Source organism: Bradyrhizobium sp. URHA0013 (assembly GCF_000518345.1).
Classification (GTDB): domain Bacteria; phylum Pseudomonadota; class Alphaproteobacteria; order Rhizobiales; family Xanthobacteraceae; genus Bradyrhizobium.
Genome location: NZ_KI912427.1, coordinates 133748 through 153116, shown reverse-complemented (window position 1 = coordinate 153116; position 19369 = coordinate 133748). Strand labels below are relative to the sequence as shown.

16 protein-coding genes are annotated in these 19369 nt (G+C 63.1%); 8 read left to right on the top strand and 8 right to left on the bottom strand.

The window, feature by feature from the left end; translation table 11 throughout:
* Window positions 1-2848: VCBS domain-containing protein (locus N551_RS36410; RefSeq protein ID WP_035963327.1), on the bottom strand; the 2848-nt coding region annotated here is incomplete at its 3' end.
* A 620-nt stretch (window positions 2849-3468) separates the two neighbouring features.
* On the opposite strand from N551_RS36410, the gene N551_RS0130120 reads away from it, so the two are divergent.
* Together N551_RS0130120 and N551_RS0130115 are read left to right on the top strand one after the other, a co-directional pair.
* Window positions 3469-4200 (top strand): transglutaminase-like cysteine peptidase, encoded by a 732-nt coding sequence (locus N551_RS0130120; RefSeq protein ID WP_027570086.1) that lies wholly within the window; start codon window positions 3469-3471, stop codon window positions 4198-4200.
* 216 nt (window positions 4201-4416) lie between these two features.
* Entirely contained in the window at window positions 4417-5541 is a 1125-nt protein-coding gene (locus N551_RS0130115; RefSeq protein WP_027570085.1) for a lysozyme inhibitor LprI family protein, read from the top strand.
* Between the two features lie 183 nt (window positions 5542-5724).
* Here N551_RS0130115 and N551_RS0130110 read toward each other — a convergent pair whose 3' ends face one another.
* The 6 genes from N551_RS0130110 to N551_RS0130085 form a co-directional block, all read right to left on the bottom strand.
* A complete protein-coding gene (locus N551_RS0130110) occupies window positions 5725-6924 on the bottom strand; it encodes an ABC transporter substrate-binding protein (protein WP_027570084.1) in 1200 nt (399 codons plus the stop codon).
* Window positions 6925-7003: 79 nt separating this feature from the next.
* Window positions 7004-8842 (bottom strand): long-chain fatty acid--CoA ligase, encoded by a 1839-nt coding sequence (locus N551_RS0130105; protein ID WP_027570083.1) that lies wholly within the window; start codon window positions 8840-8842, stop codon window positions 7004-7006.
* Between the two features lie 130 nt (window positions 8843-8972).
* Complete coding sequence (locus N551_RS0130100) at window positions 8973-9761, bottom strand: ABC transporter ATP-binding protein (protein WP_027570082.1); 789 nt, start codon at window positions 9759-9761, stop codon at window positions 8973-8975.
* 4 nt (window positions 9762-9765) lie between these two features.
* On the bottom strand, window positions 9766-10524 hold the full coding sequence (locus N551_RS0130095) for an ABC transporter ATP-binding protein (protein WP_027570081.1): 759 nt from the start codon (window positions 10522-10524) through the stop codon (window positions 9766-9768).
* Complete coding sequence (locus tag N551_RS0130090; protein WP_027570080.1) at window positions 10521-11672, bottom strand: branched-chain amino acid ABC transporter permease; 1152 nt, start codon at window positions 11670-11672, stop codon at window positions 10521-10523. The genes N551_RS0130095 and N551_RS0130090 overlap by 4 nt, the downstream gene beginning before the upstream one ends.
* 4 nt (window positions 11673-11676) lie before the next feature.
* Window positions 11677-12552, bottom strand: coding sequence for a branched-chain amino acid ABC transporter permease (locus N551_RS0130085; protein ID WP_027570079.1), 876 nt, complete (start codon window positions 12550-12552; stop codon window positions 11677-11679).
* A 263-nt stretch (window positions 12553-12815) separates the two neighbouring features.
* Between N551_RS0130085 and N551_RS0130080 the strand changes: the two genes are divergently transcribed.
* The 6 genes from N551_RS0130080 to N551_RS0130055 all read left to right on the top strand — a co-directional run bounded on the left by N551_RS0130080 (window position 12816) and on the right by N551_RS0130055 (window position 18789).
* On the top strand, window positions 12816-13565 hold the full coding sequence (locus N551_RS0130080; RefSeq protein ID WP_027570078.1) for an ABC transporter ATP-binding protein: 750 nt from the start codon (window positions 12816-12818) through the stop codon (window positions 13563-13565).
* Complete coding sequence (locus N551_RS0130075) at window positions 13562-15085, top strand: hypothetical protein (RefSeq protein WP_027570077.1); 1524 nt, start codon at window positions 13562-13564, stop codon at window positions 15083-15085. The genes N551_RS0130080 and N551_RS0130075 overlap by 4 nt, the downstream gene beginning before the upstream one ends.
* 112 nt (window positions 15086-15197) lie before the next feature.
* Complete coding sequence (locus N551_RS0130070; protein ID WP_027570076.1) at window positions 15198-16010, top strand: MBL fold metallo-hydrolase; 813 nt, start codon at window positions 15198-15200, stop codon at window positions 16008-16010.
* Between the two features lie 70 nt (window positions 16011-16080).
* Window positions 16081-17025 (top strand): EamA family transporter, encoded by a 945-nt coding sequence (locus N551_RS0130065; protein WP_027570075.1) that lies wholly within the window; start codon window positions 16081-16083, stop codon window positions 17023-17025.
* Window positions 17026-17100: 75 nt separating this feature from the next.
* Window positions 17101-17622, top strand: coding sequence for a hypothetical protein (locus N551_RS0130060; protein WP_027570074.1), 522 nt, complete (start codon window positions 17101-17103; stop codon window positions 17620-17622).
* Window positions 17623-17739: 117 nt separating this feature from the next.
* Entirely contained in the window at window positions 17740-18789 is a 1050-nt protein-coding gene (locus tag N551_RS0130055) for an amidohydrolase (protein ID WP_027570073.1), read from the top strand.
* A gap of 98 nt (window positions 18790-18887) precedes the next feature.
* On the opposite strand, the gene N551_RS0130050 is transcribed toward N551_RS0130055, so the two are convergent.
* The gene (locus N551_RS0130050) at window positions 18888-19343 is read right to left on the bottom strand and encodes a cupin domain-containing protein (protein ID WP_027570072.1); all 456 of its coding nucleotides are present in this window, start codon (window positions 19341-19343) and stop codon (window positions 18888-18890) included.
* Window positions 19344-19369 lie beyond the last annotated feature (26 nt).

Here is a 19369-nt window from a genome sequence, read left to right as displayed (position 1 = left end):
CGCTGATCGTGGCCCCGTTCACCGTCAGCTTGCCGTTGGCATCGACCGTGACGTTGCCGGCATTCGCAACCGTCGAGCCCTGGTCGATCGTCAGCCAGCCATTCGCCAGCACCTTGATCGTGCCGCCGGAGGTGTTGGAGACGGTCTCATGGGCGAAATCCGCGGTGCCCTTGACGTTGACGGCTCCTGAATTGTTCAGCGTGCCGTCCTTGAGGACGCTGCTGCCGTCGAGTTCCAGCGTGCCGGCGATGGTGACCGTGCCGCCGCTGATGGTGGCGGTGTCGACGATCAGCGTCGTGCCGGCATCCGCCTTCAGCGTGCCGCCGGCATTGTTAATTCCGGCGAGCGTCTTCAGCGTGCCGCCGAACAGCTCGATCGTGCCGGAATTGGTGATCGTGGTGCCCTCGGCGAAATCGCCGCCGCCCTTGAGCGTCAGATCGCCGGCGTTGGTGAGCACGCTACTGTCCAGGAACTCGGCCTTGCCGCCAACCGAGATCGTGCTTGCCGTGAAATTGGTGAGCTTCGAATCGGCCTTGAGGCTGACCTCGCCCGCAATCGTCAACGCACTCTTGTTGATGACCTCCGGTGCCGTGTGGCCGACCGTGGTGTCGTAGTCGTTCATCGTGATCGACTTGGCATAGGCAGCCGCGTCGATCGTCACCGGATAGGACGGCGTCAGCCCGTGCAATTGATCCGTGATGACGATGACGTCGTCATTGATGGTGGGGACCGTGCCGGTTTCCCAGTTGGCCGCGTCCTTCCAGAAGCCGCCGGAGGGAGCGCCGGCATGGTCGGTGGCGATCCACACCACGGCGGGAGCGTCGGTGCCGGTGATCGTGACGGTGATGGTCTGCTGCGAAGTGGCGCCTTGCGCGTCCTTGAGCGTCACGGTGTAGACCAGCGTCAGCACTTCACCCTTGGGGATGAAGTCGGCGAGATAGACCGGCAGGTCAGCCAGCGACCAATTGATGGTGCCGGTGCCGCTGCCCTTGCTGTCGGCGCCCGCCGCGATCGCGACCGACATCGCGCTCTGGAACGCCGCGAGCGGGCCCGGCGGAACGCTACCGTCAGGCAGGGTCGCGCTGGTCAGCTTGACCGCGACCGTGTGGGTGTCGGTGAGGTCGACATCCTTGAAGGTCAGCGTGCCCGAAGTCGGCACCTCGCTGGTGAGCGGGCCACCCGGCACGCTGGTGCCGCCTTCGAAGATGATGACCGGAACGCTGGTGGTGATCACCGGCTTGTCGTTGGTGCCGGTGATCGTGATGGTGATGTCGATGGTCGACGCTTCGGGATTGACCGAGAAATTATTGTTGACGCGGACCTTGTAGGTCAGCGTCAGCGTCTCACCCGCCGCGAGAAAGTCGAAGACGTGGTCGGGAATCGTGTAGGTCCAGACCGCCGAGCCGTGGTTGGTGTTGCCGCCATTGGCGACCACGTCGATGTTGATCAGCGTCGCAGCAATGTCCTGCTTCTGGAGCGCGGTGAGCGATCCGGTGACATCGTGCAGCCCGGCGTCCTTGTAGACGTAGTTGGGCGCGTCGGCGACGCTCATGCTCACAGTCGGCCGGTCGCCCAGGTTCTGGTCGTCGAAGGTGATCAGGCCGGAGATGGTATCGTAATGGGTTGTGTCGCCGGTCGTGTCCGCGCGCTCGGTCAGCGGGAACGCCTTCTGCACATTGCCGTTGAGATCGAGGCTGCGCGCAAGGGGCGGGCCGGGAATGCGGGTGCTGGTCGCCGGATCATGGCCGGTCCCCGGCGATGTCGGCTCAGGGAGATGCGTGAAGGTCGCGGTCGCGGTGGCACCGGTATCCGTCTTGATGAAGACGATGTTGCCGGTCTGCGTGATCGAGTCGGTGAAGTTCTGGGTCAGCTTGGTGTTGCTGTTGTTGTCCGTGAACTTCAGCGTGAACACGTCCGTGATCAGCTTCTGGATGTCCGGCGACATCAGGGCATTGGAGATCGAGACGTTGCCGCCGCTGATCTGGATCATCTGGCCGGCCTGGTTGACCGTCGCGATCGGCAGCAGCGTGACCTTGTCGAACAGGATGTAGGAGCCCGTCGTGCCGTTCGGCTCGACCAGCACCTGGAAGCTCGCCTGCGGCTGCGGATCGCCGCCGCCGGCGGGAACGACGAAATTGATCTGGCTCAGCACCGCCGTGCCACGGATGCCCATGGTGGCGACCGGCGTGTCGACCTTCATGTCGCCGTGCTTGGCGGTCTCGCCGGCAACGAAAGTGATGGTGCCCGCGACCAGACTGAGCAGCGAGGAATTGTTCGACCCGTTGGGGTCGTAGACCATCTCGTTCAGCACCATCCGCGCATTGGAGGACAGGCCGAACACCGTGCCGTCGATGAACGTGATGCCGAGCGTCGAATCGCCACCGGTCGAGACCACGTCGCCCTTCTCGACGTTGTCGCCGTTGTTCAGGATGACGGAGACGCCGTTACGGACCGCGGTCGCGCTGCCGGAGAGCTTGGTGACGTGGCCGATGACCTGCGCGGCGGCAATTCCGGAGGCGGCCTGCGCATATTGCACATGGCCGGTGAGTGCGTTGACGACGTCGCCGGTGAGGTGCGCGCCGTCGGGCGAGGCGATCGCCGCGCGCTTGTCGCCCCTGAAATAATCGTGAACGACGAAATCGTGCCCATCATGGGACAGCACGAGGTCGAGGCCGGCGCGCTTGAAATCGCCGTTGAAGATCAGGTTCGGGTCGGGAACGACGAACGCGCCATCAGGCACGTGACCGTGCGCCTTGGCGGTAAAGGAATCGACGTGGCCATCGGCGGGCGATCGGGAACCCAAGCCGTCCAAGGAAATCGCGGCGTCAAATTTGCCAGCGTAATTCAATCCGGGCACCAAAAAAGGAGTTAAAATCTAAGTAAGTATCGCTCGCCTAAACTTGCATATCATTACCAAGTCCTTAGCGAAACCACCTATTGCTTGTGTGATTAGGCATCACCAAGCGGTCGATGCTCTCAGGCGGCTGGGCGCCTGCAGAGAAGCCAAAGTAATTTTTGAAATACTCATAAGTAAAGTAGCGCTTATTTTCGCTCATCTCCAGTAACCCCATGTATTCCATTGTAGAAATCCTACAATAGATACTTCTGTCATCTTTTGTTCGTGGATCCCCGCAGCACCCTGCGGCAAATACGGGGCCAAATCTGTGATCCAACTAACAGAAGCCGTGAAATAGCGAGCCGTTAGCCATAAGGCGCAGAATCAGTTCCACGACAACTTGTGCCTGCAATTGGTCCTTCTTCGCGGCAACTGCCGCCCTCCTAGCCGGCGAATCGTAAAATTTTACGCAATTTGAGCAGGCCCATTTCAGCCTGTTGCCCGGTTTTGGGACCCCAGCCGGGCGCGTTAAGCAGAACAAAACCGGCGGCCTCGCACTATCTCCGCGAAAGCAACAAAGCCCGGCACGTGCAGGTCGAGGGGGACCTGGCGAAGCAGGAAGGGGATGTCAGATGGAGACTGCTGCTCGCTCGCGCGCTTGGCGCGCAATCGTTGTGCTGTGCGGATTGATCCTGCTCGGATCGGCCGCCGAGCTTCGCGCTGGAACACTACTGTCGCCGGGGGCCGGCGTCCTCGTGCGCAAATCCGCCGAGCCGTTCGGCGTGTTCGCCTTCGCTATCTCCGCCGGCAGCCTGCAACAGAAATGGCTCGCGCTGAGGTCCAGGCTCGACGATGACATGGTGCAGCTCGCGCTGTGCGACGGCGACCGGGACAATTGCGCGTCGCCTGCTGCGCTGAAACTGCTCGCCATCGTCGACCAGGCCCGCAGCCGTGACGGCCGCGCTCTGCTGGGCGAAACCAATCGCGCGATCAACCTCGCCATCCGTGCCGCCGATGACGGTTCCGAGGACGTCTGGAGCTCGCCGCTCGCGACTTTCGCGCGTGGCGCTGGGGACTGCGAGGACTATGCCATTGCCAAGCTCGCCGCCCTTAAGCTCGCGGGCGTCGCCGCCGAAGATCTCCGCATCGTCGTCGTGCGCGACATCCGCGCCGGCGAAGAGCATGCGGTTGCCGCTGCACGGCTCGACGGCCACTGGCTGATGCTCGACAACCGCCGCATGGCAATGGTCGAGGACGACGCTGCGCGGAGCTATCAGCCGTTGTTCGTCCTCTACCAGTCGGCCGTGCTGAAATATGTCGACGAACCCGTGCGGTTCTCGATGGTCGCCGCCGAGGCGCGTTGATTTTCTTATAGGCCGGGGTGGAGCCGCCGGGTCGGCGCACAGCGCCGCCCGACGACGGGCTCCGCGAAATCCGGGGCCGCTGCCGCCTGTCGCACGAATCCCGGATTGCGCTGCGCTCCATCCGGGCTACCAGCACAAAGTACGCTTACCCACAAACCCATTCCACAGCGCGATCCAGGACGCTAGCATGGCCGCGGCTATGCGGGGGCGACTGGAATGCGGTTCATCGTGCTGACTATGCTTGCGCTACTGGCCTTGCCGGCGGCTCCAGGCTTCGCGCAATCCAGCCCGTCCGACCGCTCCGTCGCCGACAGGCTGCCGCTGTTCGCCAGGAACAACTGCCAGCAGATCCGCGATCCCGGTAATCAATTGTTCTGCGGTGATGCAGAGCTTGCCGCCGCCGCCGAGAAGCTGAGTACGGGAATCGAGGCGCGGCTTGCCCGCCTGCCCGATCGCCTGCCTGGGATCGAGGAGAACGCGATCTGGGTTCGCCAGCGCAACCTCGGTTGCGGCATCGTCGGCCAGACCGCGATCCGCACTGACGATTTCGACCGGGTGAAGGCATGTCTTCTCAAGGTGACCGATGAGCGCGCCGCGATCGTACGCGATCCGGATTTCGACTGTCTCGCCGCCAACACCGCCGCGGGCGCGCTGATCTGCGCGGACCCTTCGCTGGCCCTTGCCGAGACCGAGTTGAACAGCCAGGTTCTCGGCCTGATCGGCAAGCTCGATCCGACCGCGGCCCGCTTTGCCTTCGCCGAATATGGCCGGTGGACGCGGGAGCGCGATCGCAAATGCAATCTGGTCGGCAAGGAGAACGTGCCGCTCGGGGAGCTCGAGTCCGCGGAGGACTGTCTCGCCGGCTATCTGAAGCACAAGGCCGACGAGATTGGCGCGGCGAAAGGCGATCCGAAGAAGGTGTTTGGCCGGCAGGTCGCAGCCCGCGCGCCCGACACCGATGCCATCGATTTCTGCGCCGCGCGAATCCACGCGGCCAATTCCTGCGGCAACTTCCTCCGCATCAACCGCGTCTACGCGCTCGACAGCCAGGTGGGCGAGCAGGAGGCGCAGGTCACGGGCGAAATCGAGATGGCCGTGCTGGCACCCTTCGCCACCTGCAGCAAGATCGCCACGACGTGCACTGGCACCTGCTGGAACGCCACAACGGGTCGTCCGCAGCCTGGCGTCGGCAACAAGGAGCGCTCCGCAGACGCCTTCAACGTCACACGCCGCCTGCGGATCCAGCGCACCTTTGCGTTTGTGAAAGCTGCCGACGGCTGGCGCTGCCGGGAAGACGAACTGGCCCCGGTGAATTCAGGCACCGCCGGTGGGGGATCGTAGGGCTGTGTACTCTCCCTCTCCCCGTTCTTACGGGGGCGCGACGAGCTTCGCTGGCGCTGAGAGGGTTGGGGTGAGGGGCTGCTTCAGCGAATCCGGTGACGTTAGACTCGCGGAGAGCCCCCTCACCCGGAATTTGCTGCGTAAATTCCGGCCTCTCCCCGCCTGCGGGGAGAGGCGAAGAAATCAAAACATCAGATTGTCCTTCACCAGAACCCAGCGGCCGCCCTTGACCTGCTGCACCTGGGTGATGGTGTTGGCGAGGTGGTCGGTCTTGGAGAATTTGGTGGGCGGCGAGTTGAAGATGTCGAGGAATTTGTCGCCCGATTCCAGCGCGTCCAGCATCTTCTGCCCGGTCAGATCCTTGCCCGCCTTGTTGGCGTAGAACGCAAACGTCGTCACCGCGTTGTAGCCGATGATCGCCTGGGTGTTGGCATCGGTGTTGAACATCTTCTTGTAGTTGATGAGCCAGTCGTGGACCTTGCCCTTGGCGGTGTCCTCGTAGGGGATCTCGAAGCCGCTCGCCGCATAGAGGCCCTCGACGGCGTCCTTGCCGAGCGCCGGCACTTCCAGCACGTTGGTCGGCGTCGCCCCCAGGAAAGTAACGTCCCAACCGAGCTTCTTCGCCTCTGTCATCGCTCCGATGGTCTCGCGGATTACGGTGCCGAGCACGACGAGGTCGCAGCCGTCGGACTTCATTTTGGCGATCTGCGCGCTGAAATCGGAGGCGCCGCGCTTGTAGCTCGTCACCGATGCCGGCTGCAGCTTCATGGCCGTCAATTGCTGGGTGAAGCCGTCGAGCACGTTCTTTCCGTACTCGTCATCCTGATGCATGATGCAGGGCTTCTGGAAGTTCTTCCACTCCACCATGTATTTCAGCGCGGCGCGTGTGCTCTCGACATAGGGCAAGAGGTTGTTGAACTTCAGCCGCTCCTGCGGCTTGGCCGGGTCGAATTTGAAGGTGAACTCGGCGGCGGTCAGCGGGAAGAGCTGGAGCACGCCGGCATCGAACAGGATATCCTGCGCGGCGAGCGTCGGCGCCGATCCCATCGAGCCGATCATTGCAAATATCTTGTCGCGCTCGACCATCTTCTGGGACGCCAGCACGCCCTTCTTCGGATCGTAGCCGTTGTCCTCGAGGATCATCCTGATCTTGCGGCCATTGATGCCGCCGGCCGCGTTGATTTCCTCGACCGCCATCTTCATGCCGTTGGAGACCGGCACGCCCCAGACCTTGATCGGCCCCGACAGATCCTGATGGGTGCCGATGACGATCTCGGAGGCCGAGATGCCTTCATTGGTGACCTTGGTCTGCGCCGCGGCAGGCAAACAGGTGAGCACCACCGCGCCTGCCGCAAAGCCGAACGTTCTCAACGATCTCGACATTGACGTCTCCTCTCCTTGGGGCCCTTATGATGCGAAGGGTGGGGCCATCACTCCTTCGCTGTTATTCAAACAGGATTGTTCAAGCCACCGCCCGCGTCGGATACATTGCGTCGATCTCGGCGGCATAGCGCTTGTTTACGAAGCCGCGCTTCAGCTTCATGGTCGGCGTCAGCTCCTCGTCCTCCGGAGTGAGTTGCCGTTCGATCAGATAGAATCTCTTGATGGTCTCGACGCGGGCGAAATTGGCATTGACCGCTTCGATCTCGCGCCAGATCAGGTCCTGGATCTCCGCCGCGCGGCACAGGCTGGCATAATTGGTGAAGGGGATGTCGTGGTCCTGCGCGAACTTCTCGACATTCTCCTGGTCGATCATCACGAGGCAGGTGAGGTATGGCCGCTTGTCGCCGATCACCACGGAATCCGAGATGTAGGGCGAGAATTTCAGCTGATTCTCGATCTCGGACGGCGTGATGTTCTTGCCGCCCGAGGTGATGATGATGTCCTTCATCCGGTCGGTGATGCGGACGAAGCCCTCATTGTCGATGGTGCCGACGTCACCGGTATGCAACCAGCCGCGATGGTCGATGGTCTCTGCTGTCCTCTCCGGCTGGTTCAGATAGCCCATGAACAGGAAGTCGCCCCTGATCAGGATCTCCCCGTCGGGCGACAGCGCCACTTCACCCCACGACACCGCCTTGCCGACCGAGCCGAGCTTGATCCGCTCCGCCGGCATCATGGTGGCGACCCCGCAATTCTCGGTCTGGCCGTAGACCTCATGAATGTCGATGCCGAGCGCGAGATACCAGCGGATCAGCTCCGGCGCGATCGGCGCCGCGCCGGTGAAGGCGATGCGGCAACGGTCGAGCCCGATCATGCGGCGAATGTTGCGGAATGCGAGCCGATAAGCGATGCCGTTCGCGATACGCAACGACAGCGGCGGCGGTTTCCCTTCGATCCTGCAATCGACCATGCGATAGCCGATATCGATGGCGCGGCGGTAGACCCATTGCTGCAGCGGCGTCGCGTCCTTTAGGGCGATAGTGATCGCGGAATAGAATTTCTCCCAGATCCGCGGCACCGCGAGGAAGATGGTCGGCTGCACCTCGCGCAGATTGTCCGGCACGGTCTCCGGACTCTCGGCAAAATTCATCACCGAGCCGAGCGCGACCGAGATGTAATAGCCGCCAATCCGTTCGGCGACGTGGCAGAGCGGCAGGAAGATCAGCCGGTCCTCGTTCTCGCGCGCCGGAATGAAATCGTTAGCGTGCCGCATCTGGTGCGTGACGCTGCGATTGGCATGCATGGCGCCCTTGGGAGGGCCCGTGGTGCCGGATGTATAGACGAGGACCGCGAGATCGCTCGCACTACGACTGTCGACCATTTCCTGCCATAGCGCGTCACGGCCGGCCATGTGGTTGCGCCCGAGCGCGCGGAACTCGTCGAGCGACATCACCATGTCGTCGGAGAAGCCGCTGAGGCCCTCCATGTCGAACACGATGATCTTTCGCAGAGAGGGACAGCGTGCGCGACAGGCCAGGACCTTGTCGAGCTGCTCCTCGTCCTCGGCGAAGATCACATTCGTCCGGGAATCGTTGACGAGATATTCGACCTGGGATGAGGCATCGGTCGGATAGATCCCGGAAGAGACGCCGCCGGCGCACAGAATGCCCATGTCGACATGGACCCATTCCGGCACGGCGTTGGCGATGATGGAAGCAACGTCGCCGGGCCTGAAGTCGATGGCGTGCAGAGCGTAGGCGATCTCCTTCGAGATCTCCAGCCATTCGCGCCAGCTGGTCGGCTGCCAGATCCCGAATTTCTTCTCGCGTATAGCCGGCCTGTCGCCCCGCGTTTCCGCGGCGCGCAAAAAGCTTTTCGCGATCGTGTCAGCGACCGTCAGCACCGCCGGTCGGGCCATTCACGTCTCCTCCTTGTCGCGTTCCCCCCGCTGCCTGCCTTGCCGGCGGTCTATTGTTTCGGACGGGTCTCCCGATCTAACGCCAATTCTTGCTTCAACGCCAAGGCTTGCTTCAACGCCAAGTCTTGCTTCAACGCCAAGTCTTCTTCTTTTTCCAGCGCCGCTCGCCTCGTGCGCCCGCTTCCTTGGCGCCAAGGTAGAATTCCTGGATGTCCTTCGAATGCATCAAACGGTCGCAGCTGTCGTTCATCACGATCCGGCCGATCTCCAGCACATAGCCATAATGCGCCGTCTCCAGCGCCACCTTGGCGTTCTGCTCGACCAGCAGGATCGACATGCCCTGCTCCTCGTTGACGCGGCGTATGATAGCGAAGATTTCCTTCACCAGGATCGGCGACAGCCCGAGCGAGGGCTCGTCGAGCAGCAACAGCGTCGGCCGGTTCATCAGCGCGCGGCCGATTGCGAGCATCTGCTGCTCGCCGCCGGAGAGCTGTCCGGCCGGCTGGTTGATGCGCTCCTTCAGCCGCGGGAAATAGCCATAGACGCGCTCCAGATCGTCCGCGACGCCATCACGATCCTTGCGCGGATAGGCGCCCATCATCAGGTTCTCGCGCACGGAGAGGAACGGGAACACCTCGCGTCCCTCCGGCACATGGCTGAGACCCAGCCGCACGATCCTGTCCGCCTCCATGCGCTGGATCGACTTGCCCATGAACTCGATGGCGCCCTTCTGCGGATCGAGAATGCCCGAGATCGTCTTGAGCACCGTGGTCTTGCCGGCGCCGTTGGCGCCCAGCAGCGTGACGATGCGGCCGCGCGGCACTTCGAGCGAGATGCCGCGGATCGCCATGATCGGCCCGTAATAGCTCTCGATGTTGGAGAGTTTCAGGATGATGTCTGGTGTCACCACGGCATCCATCGCGTCAGGCTCCCAGATAGGCGGCGACGACATCGGGGTGCTGTTGCACTTCGGATGGCGAGCCCATCGCCAGCACCCGGCCGTAGTTCAGGGCGATGACGCGGTCGGAGACGCGGTTGACCAGTGACATGTCGTGCTCGACCATGAGCACGGTGACGCCGAGCTCGCTCTTGAGGTCGCGGATCCAGAACGACATGTCGTCGGTCTCCTCCACGTTGAGGCCGGAGGACGGCTCGTCGAGCAGGATCAGCTTCGGCTCCGAGCATAGTGCGCGCGCCAGCTCGATCACCTTGCGCACGCCGTAAGGCAGACCCGAGATCAGCTTGTCGCGGTAGGGTTCGAGATCGAGGAATTCGATGACCTGCTCGACCCTGCGGCGATGCACCTTCTCGTCGGCCCGTACGCCCGGTAGGAACAACAGTTCCTGCCAAAGCTGCGTGGTCGAATGCCGGTGGCGTCCGACCAGCAGGTTCGAAAGCACCGTCGCGTTCTCGAACAGCTCGATGTTCTGGAACGTGCGGGCGATGCCGAGCCTTGCGATGTCGTGGGGCGGCTGCTCCGTGATGTCCTGATCCTCGAAGAAGATGCGGCCGGAGGTCGGCCGGTAGATCCGCGAAATCAGGTTGAAAATCGAGCTCTTGCCGGCGCCGTTCGGCCCGATGATCGAGAGGATCTCGCCCCTCTCGACCGCGAACGACACCGCATCGACGGCCTTCAGCCCGCCGAAATGCAGCGACAAGCTCTCGGCGCGAAAATAGCTCATCGGTTGCGCTCCGACTTCACGTAGATCTTCTGCCGCTTGAAGGTGGCGCGTTTGTAGAGCGGGAACAGCTGGAAGAAGAGTTTGATCTTGAGCCAGCGGCCGTAAAGCCCGAGCGGCTCGAACAGCACGAACAATACGATGATGATGCCGTAGATCGCGCCTTTCAGGCCGTTGAGTGAAGCAAAGGCCGCGACCTTGGACTGGACATTGGCGGCGGTCTGCGTGCCCGCTCCGAAGGTCGCGGCAATGCCGGCGATGATGCCGGGCATGTCGTCCTTGAGGTAGGTCAGGAACGGATCGATCATCACGATGAAGATCGCCCCCAGCACCGCGCCGTGCAGGCTGAAGGTGCCGCCGATCAGGATTACGATGATGAACTCGATCGAGAGTTGGAGCGTGAACATCTCCGGCGAGATGAAGGAGAGCTTGTGCGCGAACAACACGCCGGCGAAGCCGGTGATCGCCGCGGAGATCGCAAAGGACTTCACTTTGTAGAGTGCGACATTGACGCCCATGCTGCGCGCCGCGGTCTCGCTGTCGCGGATTGCGACGAAGGCGCGCCCGGTGGGCGAGCGCAACAGGTTGAGCGTACCGACGATGGTCAGCACCAGCACCGCGAGGCAGAGGAAATAGAAAGTGGGGCTGTCGCGCGAGACTGCAACCCCAAACAGCGACACCGCCTTGATCCGCATGCCCTCGTTGCCGTTGGTGACGCTCTCCCAACGCGCCAGAATCTCCTCGACGATGAAGGCGAAGGAGATGGTGGCGATGACGAGATAAATGCCTTGCAGCCGCAGCGCGGGGAATCCGACCAGCGCACCGATCAGCCCGGTCAGGAGCCCGGCGGCGAGAAAGTAGACCGGGAACGGCACACCGTATTTCTGCAGATAGGCCGCCGTATACGCACCGATCGCGAGAAACGCCGCATGCCCGAGCGAGGCCTGCCCGGTGAAACCGGTCAAAATCAGCAGCGCCACGCCGACGGTCGCGTAGATGCAGACGAAGACAAGCTGGCTCATCAGATAGCTGGAGAGCACATAAGGCGCGATCAGCAGCACGGCCAGCAGGAGACCGTACGAGACGCAATAGCCCGAATGCGGAAACAGCCTGATGTCGTCCTCGTAGTCGGTCTTGAACAGGAAGCGCATGCGTTCAGACCTTCTTGCGGACGTGAAGGCCGAACAGGCCTTCGGGCTTGAGCAAGAGCACGGCGAGCAGCACGATATAGGGCGCGACGTCCTTCCAGCCCTCGGCCAGATAGAAGCCGGCCATGCTCTCGATGACGCCGATCAGAACGCCGCCGACGACGGCGCCGGGGATCGAGCCGAAGCCGCCGAGCACGGCGGCCGGAAACGCTTTCAGGCCCAGCACCAGACCGACATTGGAATGGATGAAGGTGATCGGCGCCAGCAGCACGCCGGCGCAGGTCGCAACCGCCGCGCTGATCGCCCAGACGATCGACACCACGCGCTTGACCGGGATGCCCATGTAATAGGCCGCCAGCATGTTCTCGGAACTGGCGCGCATCGCGGTGCCGAGCGTGGTCTTGTTGAAGAACAGCCAGAGCAGCGCGCAGAGGATGACCGTCGCCGCGATCACCGAGAGCTTGTCATGGGCGAGCACCAGCGAACCGATCCGCAGCACGCCCTGGCTGAACGGCGTGTCGATCTTGAAATCGTCGGTGCCCCAGATCATGCCGGAGACCGAGCGCAGGAAATAGCCGAGCCCAATGGTGGCCATGATGATGGAGAATTGCGGATAGCCGAGGATCGGCCGCACCACCACGCGCTCGGCCAGCATGCCGAACAGCGCCATCGCCGCCACCGCGCCGGCAAAGCCGATCCAGTAGTTCAGCCCCATCATGCCGATGAAGGTGAAGGCAAAGAAGCCGCCCAGCATCATCAGATCGCCCTGGGCGAAATTGACGACCTCGGTGGCCTTGTAGACGAGCACGAAGCCGAGCGCGATCAGGCCGTAGACGCAGCCGAGCGCAACACCGCTGACCAGCTGCTGAACGAAATCCAGCATCGTCGCGCATCCTCCCGATACAACCGGCGGTTCTTCCCGACCGCCTTGCCGCATCTTGTGTTCAGTCGCTACGCAGTCGTTTCGCTGCGTTCGCGCCATTCGTCCCTTCGCCAATTCAGCCTGAACCGCCAAGCGCTGTCAACAAACGGTGACTTGCCATTAGTCCAGTCCGGATGACGGAATTTGCCGCAGCGCGATTCACGGTGCCGAAACATCTTCGGGGCATGGTCGCGAGCGATGCAAAACCGCAAGGTGTGGCCGTGATGAAGCGGGACGACTCGGCGCTCGAAGTCCTGGGGTTAACGAAGCGTTTTGACCGTCTGGCGGTCGATAACCTCGATCTCACCATCCATGCCGGCGAATTCTATGCGCTGGTCGGCCCCAACGGCGCCGGCAAGACCACCACTTTGCGCATGGTTGCAGGCCTTTTGCGGCCCGATGCGGGCGCAGTCTCCATCTTCGGCATCGATGCGCTCCAAAACCCCGTCGCCGCCAAGCAGGTGATGGCGTGGGTCTCCGACGAGCCCATGATCTATGACAAGCTCACACCGCTCGAATATCTCGAATTCGTGGCTGGTCTGTGGGGCATCGCACCATCGGCCTCGGAACCGGTCGCCGCGGAGCTCCTGAACTCGCTCGGGCTCGAGCCGCACCGGCACGAACGCTGCGAGGGTTTTTCCAAGGGCATGCGCCAGAAGGTCGCCCTCGCCGGCGCCCTGGTGCACGATCCCCGCCTCATCATCCTCGACGAGCCGCTGACGGGACTGGACGCCGTCTCCGCCCGCCATGTCAAGGGACTCCTCAGCGAGCGCGTCCGCGCCGGCTGCACCGTCATCATGACCACGCATATCCTCGAGGTCGCCGAACGCATGGCCGACCGCATCGGCGTGATCGCAGCCGGCCGGCTGGTTGCGGAGGGCACGCTGACTGAGCTGCGACAGCAAAACGGGCATGCCGATACCAGCCTGGAAGATCTCTTCATCGCACTGGTGACGCTGCAGGAAGCCGCATGAGCTCGGCCACCGCGCTGTCCTGGTTCGCCCGCCACGAGCTCCGGCTCGCCTGGCGCGAATGGCTCGCCATGATGACCGGCGGGCGGCGCAAACGAACGCGTGCCGCGGTGATCGGCCTGCTGTTCTTCGCGGCGCTGCTGCACGTGCCGGCCTGGGCGGTGATCGGCCGCTTCGCCGACCTGCAATTGCCGCTCGACAAATCCTCGCTGATCGTGATCTCGGCGACGATTTTTCTCGCCTGGACGCTGATGCTGTCACAGGCGATCGAATCAGTGACCCGGGTGTTTTACGCCCGCGCCGATCTCGACCTCATCATGTCCTCACCCGCGACGCTGGCCAATCTGTTCTCGGTGCGCATCGCCGCGATCGCGCTCACCGTCACGGTGATGGCGCTGCTGTTCTCGACGCCTTTTATCGACGTGCTGGTGTTCGGGGGCGGCGCGCGCTGGCTCGCAGCGTTCGGCGTCGTCGTCGCCATGGGCCTGTCGGCCGCAGCGGTCGCGATCGCCGTCACTATCCTGCTGTTCCGCCTGATCGGTCCGGCGCGGACACGGTTCGTCGCCCAGATCCTCGCCGCGATCATCGGCGCCGGCTTCGTGATCGCGCTCCAGGTCGCGGCAATCATGTCCTACGGCACGCTATCGCGCTTCACCATCCTGACTTCGGGTAGCCTGGCCGCTTACGCGCCCGATGCCGACAGCATCTGGTGGTGGCCGGCACGGGCGGCGATGGGGGACACCGAGGCGCTGCTGCTGCTCCTGGCACTCGGGCTCGTGCTACTCGGAAGCGTCATGGCGATCTTCTCGAGCCGCTTTGCAGACACGGCGATCGATGCCGCCGCCTATGGCGCGTCCGGCCGTCGCAGCGCGAAGGAGCGCCCGTTTCGTGGCGGATCGCGGCAGCATGCCCTGCGGCGCAAGGAGTTTTCGCTGCTCTGGCGCGATCCCTGGCTGATCTCGCAGACGCTGATGCAGCTGCTCTATCTGGTGCCACCGGCGCTGCTGCTCTGGCGCAACTTTGCCGACAGCTCCGCGGCACTGACGCTGATCACGCCCGTCATCGTCATGGCGGCGGGACAACTCGCCGGCGGGCTTGCCTGGCTGACGATCTCGGGCGAGGACGCGCCCGACCTGGTTGCAACCGCGCCATTGACGCCGTCGAGCGTCGTCCGCGCCAAGATCGAGGTGGTGCTGATCGCGATCGCCGTCATCTTCTGCCCGTTGATCGCGGCGCTCGCTTTCGCCTCGGCGTTCCAGGCCGCGGTCAGCGCCGGTGCGGTCATCGTCAGCGCGGCCTCCGCCACCGCAATCCAGCTCTGGTTCCGGGTGCAGGCCCGGCGCAGCCAATTTCGCCGCCGCCAGACCTCGTCGCGGCTTGCGACCTTTGCCGAGGCGTTCTCCTCGATCGGCTGGGCTGCCAGCGCTGCCCTAGTGCTCACGCTGCCCATCGTCGGTCTCGTCAGCGGCCTGATCACCGCGAGCCTCGTCGCCATCACCTGGAAGTTCAGCCCGCGGCGGTAATGACAATGGGCCGGCGTGAGGGTGCGACACTGACGCGCTGTTGATCGCGCGCTGTTGGCCACGCGTTGCATTGCACGCTAGACTTTCCCCTGAAGTCATCGGGGATGGATTCATGCGGCGACTGGTTTCGGTGGCTCTGGCGCTGTTCGGCGCAACTCTGTCGCATGCCCTCGCCCAACAGCCACAGCGCAGCGAATGCCTGGCGATGGCCAATGCTGCGCCGCGCCTCATGTCGGTCGCGTTCAAGCAGGCGGCGGCGGCGGCCGAGGTCGAGATCACCTATGCCGGCCATTCCACCTATTTCATCGACACGCCCGGCGGCTTGCGCATCGCCACCGACTATAGCGGGGCCTACCAGGTGGGCCGGCTGCCCGATGTCGTCACCATGAACCGGGCCCACAGCACGCACTACTCTTTATATCCCGACAAGCGCATTCCACGTGTGCTGCATGGCTGGGGCGAGGACGGCAAGCCGGCCATCGTGTCGGAGCGCATCGGCGACACCTTCATTCGCAACGTCACGACCGACATCCGCCGCTATTTCGGCGACGATTCCGGCGCCGACATGATCCGTGACGGCAACTCCATTTTCATCTTCGAGGTCGCGGGCCTCTGCATCGGCCATCTCGGCCATCTTCACCACAAGCTCGACGACAGCCATTTTGCCCAGATCGGGCGGCTCGACATCGTGATGGTGCCGATCGACGGCACCTATACCATGTCGCTCGACGGCGTCTCCGAGATCACCAAGCGGCTGCGCGCCTCGGTCGTGCTGCCGATGCACCGCTTCGCCACCCCGCTCGACGATTTCATGCAACGCATCGGCCAGCAGTTCGAGATCGATCGCCGCATGGAACGAAGTTTCCGGATGTCCCGGGATGCGCTGCCGTCGAAGCCGACGGTGATCATCCTCGACGGGGTGTGAGGCGCGAAGCCGGAACACATCAGCCTCCTCCGACTTGGTTGCTTCGAGATCAGTTACGATCGGAGCAATCATGAGCAGACGGTTGCTGGTCATAGGCTCATTTGCGGCCATTTACCTGCTGTGGGGTTCCACCTACTTCGCCATCACTTTGGGCCTGAAATCGATTCCGCCATTTCTGCTGATGGCGTTACGTTCGTTCTGTGGCGGCATCTTGTTGCTGGCCATGAGTGCCGGTGAGGTCGCGAACGTATCCGCGCAGGCATGGATAAGGGCGAGCCTGTGCGGGCTCCTGTTCTTTGTCGGTTGCCACGGCGTACTCGCCTTCGCGCAGCAATCGGTTCCGTCGGGCGTCGCGGCCATCGTGCTGGCCACGATCCCGTTCTGGATCCTGCTGATCGATGTCTTGTTCCCCGGCGATCAGCGACCGAAGCCCCCCGCCCTGCTCGCTCTCGCGCCGGGCTTCTTCGGCGTCGGACTCGTGGCGTGGCAAAACGTCGAGCAGGCTGGCATCAGCATCCTTCCCGTCGTCTGGCTGCTGGCTGCGGCCTTGTCATGGTCGGCCGGGACTGTCTTGTCCCGGAGCATGTCGAGCCTGGCATCCGCTATCCTGCTTTCGGGCATCCAGCTTTCGATCGGCGGCACCGTGTTGTTCGCGATCAGTTGGCTGACAGGCGAGATCGGAAACTTCAGGCCAAGCGAGGTTTCGCTGGTCTCGCTCGCAGCGGCGCTTTGGCTGATCATCGCTGGCAGCGTGATCGGATTCGTCGCCTACAACTGGCTTTTGGAAAACGTCTCGACCTCGTTGGTGTCGACCTACACTTTCGTCAACCCGGTGATCGCTGTGCTGCTCGGCACTGTCGTGCTGAACGAGCCATTTTCGCGCATGATGCTGCTTGGTGCGGGTCTCGTCATTGTCTCCGTGATCGTCATTTGGCTTGCGGAACGTTCAACGAGCCGACCAACGAACGAAAAGTCTAATCCTGGCATAGGGCATCTGTCGCCCAACAAGACCTGACGGCGGGCGCCGCGCAATTTTCTCCAAGTCGGCTGCCGGCCGGTCGTGCTGATCTCCTCGCAACAGGAGATCGACATGACCGACTTAGCGAGATTATTGCACGCGGACGGACCGAACCCCGAGCACGCGGCGGCGCTGCGGCTTTACGGCCGTTTCGTCGGCGATTGGGACGCCGAGATCACCGCCCATGGACCCGATGGAACGAAACACATCGCGCCCGGCGAAATCCATTTCGGCTGGGTGCTGGAGGGCCGCGCCGTGCAGGACGTCTGGATCATTCCGCGCCCGGCCGGCAGCCCGGCCTTGCCGATCGCCGGCAATTGGTACGGCACGACGCTGCGGGTCTACGATCCGACCATCGATGCCTGGCGGATTTCCTGGTTCGATCCCGGTCGCTGCATATTCCGCCAGCAGATCGGCCGGCCACGCGATGCCGACATCGTGCAGGAAGGCACGACCGAAGCCGGCGACCTGACGCGCTGGAGTTTTACGGAAATCACCGAGGATTTCTTCCATTGGCTCGGCGAGGTCAAGCCGGCCACCGCAACCGATTGGCGGCTCGTGGTCGATGTAAGGGCGAAGCGGCGCAAGGGTTGACGACGGCGCCGCTGTGCCCGTGATGCCGGGTGCGGTTGCGCAACGCGCGCTGCTGTGTGCGATGACGAGGTGCTAGGCTCCCCGAACAAGAAGCATTCATAAGGGGAGCGCACGCCCATGGCTGCAAGCGGTCTGCCCACCAACACGAGCGGGTTATTCGTCGAGCCGCGCGAGGACTGGCTCGCGCTGCATCAGGAGGAGATCATCGATCCCTTACGGCCGATCGTCGATCCCCATCACCATCTCTGGAATCGCGGGCACCGCTATCTGATCGAGGAGATGGCGGCCGATATCGCCTCCGGCCACAACGTCCTCGCCACCGTCTATGTCGATTGCCGCTCGATGTATCGTGCGTACGGGCCAGAAGCATTCCGGCCGGTCGGCGAAGTCGAGTTCGCCAATGGCGTCGCCGCGATGAGCGCCAGCGGCGGTTACGGCAAGGCCGCGATTTGCGCCGGCATCGTCAGCCACGTCAATCTGCTGCTCGGCGATGCCGCAAAGCCGGTGCTGGAGGCCGAGATCGCGGCAGGCAACGGTCGCTTCCGCGGCATCCGGCATTCCTCGGCCTGGGACCCGGATCCTGCTGTCGCCGGCATGTATGCGAACCGGCCGCAGGGATTGCTGCAGGACCCGACCTTCCGCAGGGGCTTCGCCTGTCTCGCGCCGCTGAATCTGAGCTTCGATGCCTGGCTGTTCCATCCGCAGATCGGCGAGCTGACCGAGCTCGCCCGCGCATTTCCCGACACCAGGATCGTGCTCGACCATTGCGGCGGCCCGGCCGGAATCGGCCGCTTTGCCGGGCGACGCGAGGAGGTGTTTCCGCAATGGCGGGCGTCGATCCAGGAGATCGCCAAATGCGAGAACGTGGTGGTGAAGCTCGGCGGGCTCGCGATGTGCCTGCTCGGCTACGACTTCCATTTACGCGAGAGGCCGCCGTCATCCGAGGAGCTTGCCGCCGCGTGGCGGCCTTACGTGGAGACCTGCATCGAGGCGTTTGGACCCAAGCGCGCGATGTTCGAGAGCAACTTCCCGCCGGACAAGGGCCAGTGCAGCTACCAGGTGATCTTCAACGCCTTCAAGCGTATCGCGGCGCCCCTGAGCGAGACCGAGAAGACGGCGTTGTTCTCGCAGACCGCGAGCAACTTCTACCGGCTCGATTTGCCTTAAAAAGGATTGCCGTCATGACGAGAACAGGGGCCGGGATCTTGATCCCGGCCCCCGTTCCGTCGTGACCGCTGGGAAGCGTCCTTGAAACTGATTGAACTCTAGCCGGCGCCCATCAGCGAGGCCGGACGGCGCTCGCCGGTGGAGACGAAGATCTTCTTGAGCTTGTTGACGACGCGGATCAGGAAGCCGATCATCACGGGATTGGTCTTGCGGCAGAACGCGATCTTCTTGACGTGGCCTTCGACATGCCATTTGGCATGCGCGCCGTTGCGGAAGAAGATGACGTCGCCCGGGCCGTAGCGCTTCGGCGGCATGCCGTCGCTTTCGAGCACGATCGACCCTTCCATGATCATGATCGTTTCGTCGATATCGTAGTACCAGTTGAAGCGCCCTTCGGTGCAGGCCCAGATGATGGTCGAAGCGGTGCCGTCGGCGCTGGTGGACAGGATGTGCGAGCGCGACACCGGATTGCCTTCGATGATCCAGGACGGTTCGATCGGCCGCAGCTCGAGGTCTACATTGCAACTGCTGATTTCAATCAATGTACGCGACATCTGCTTCCCCAGGGGATAAAATATGA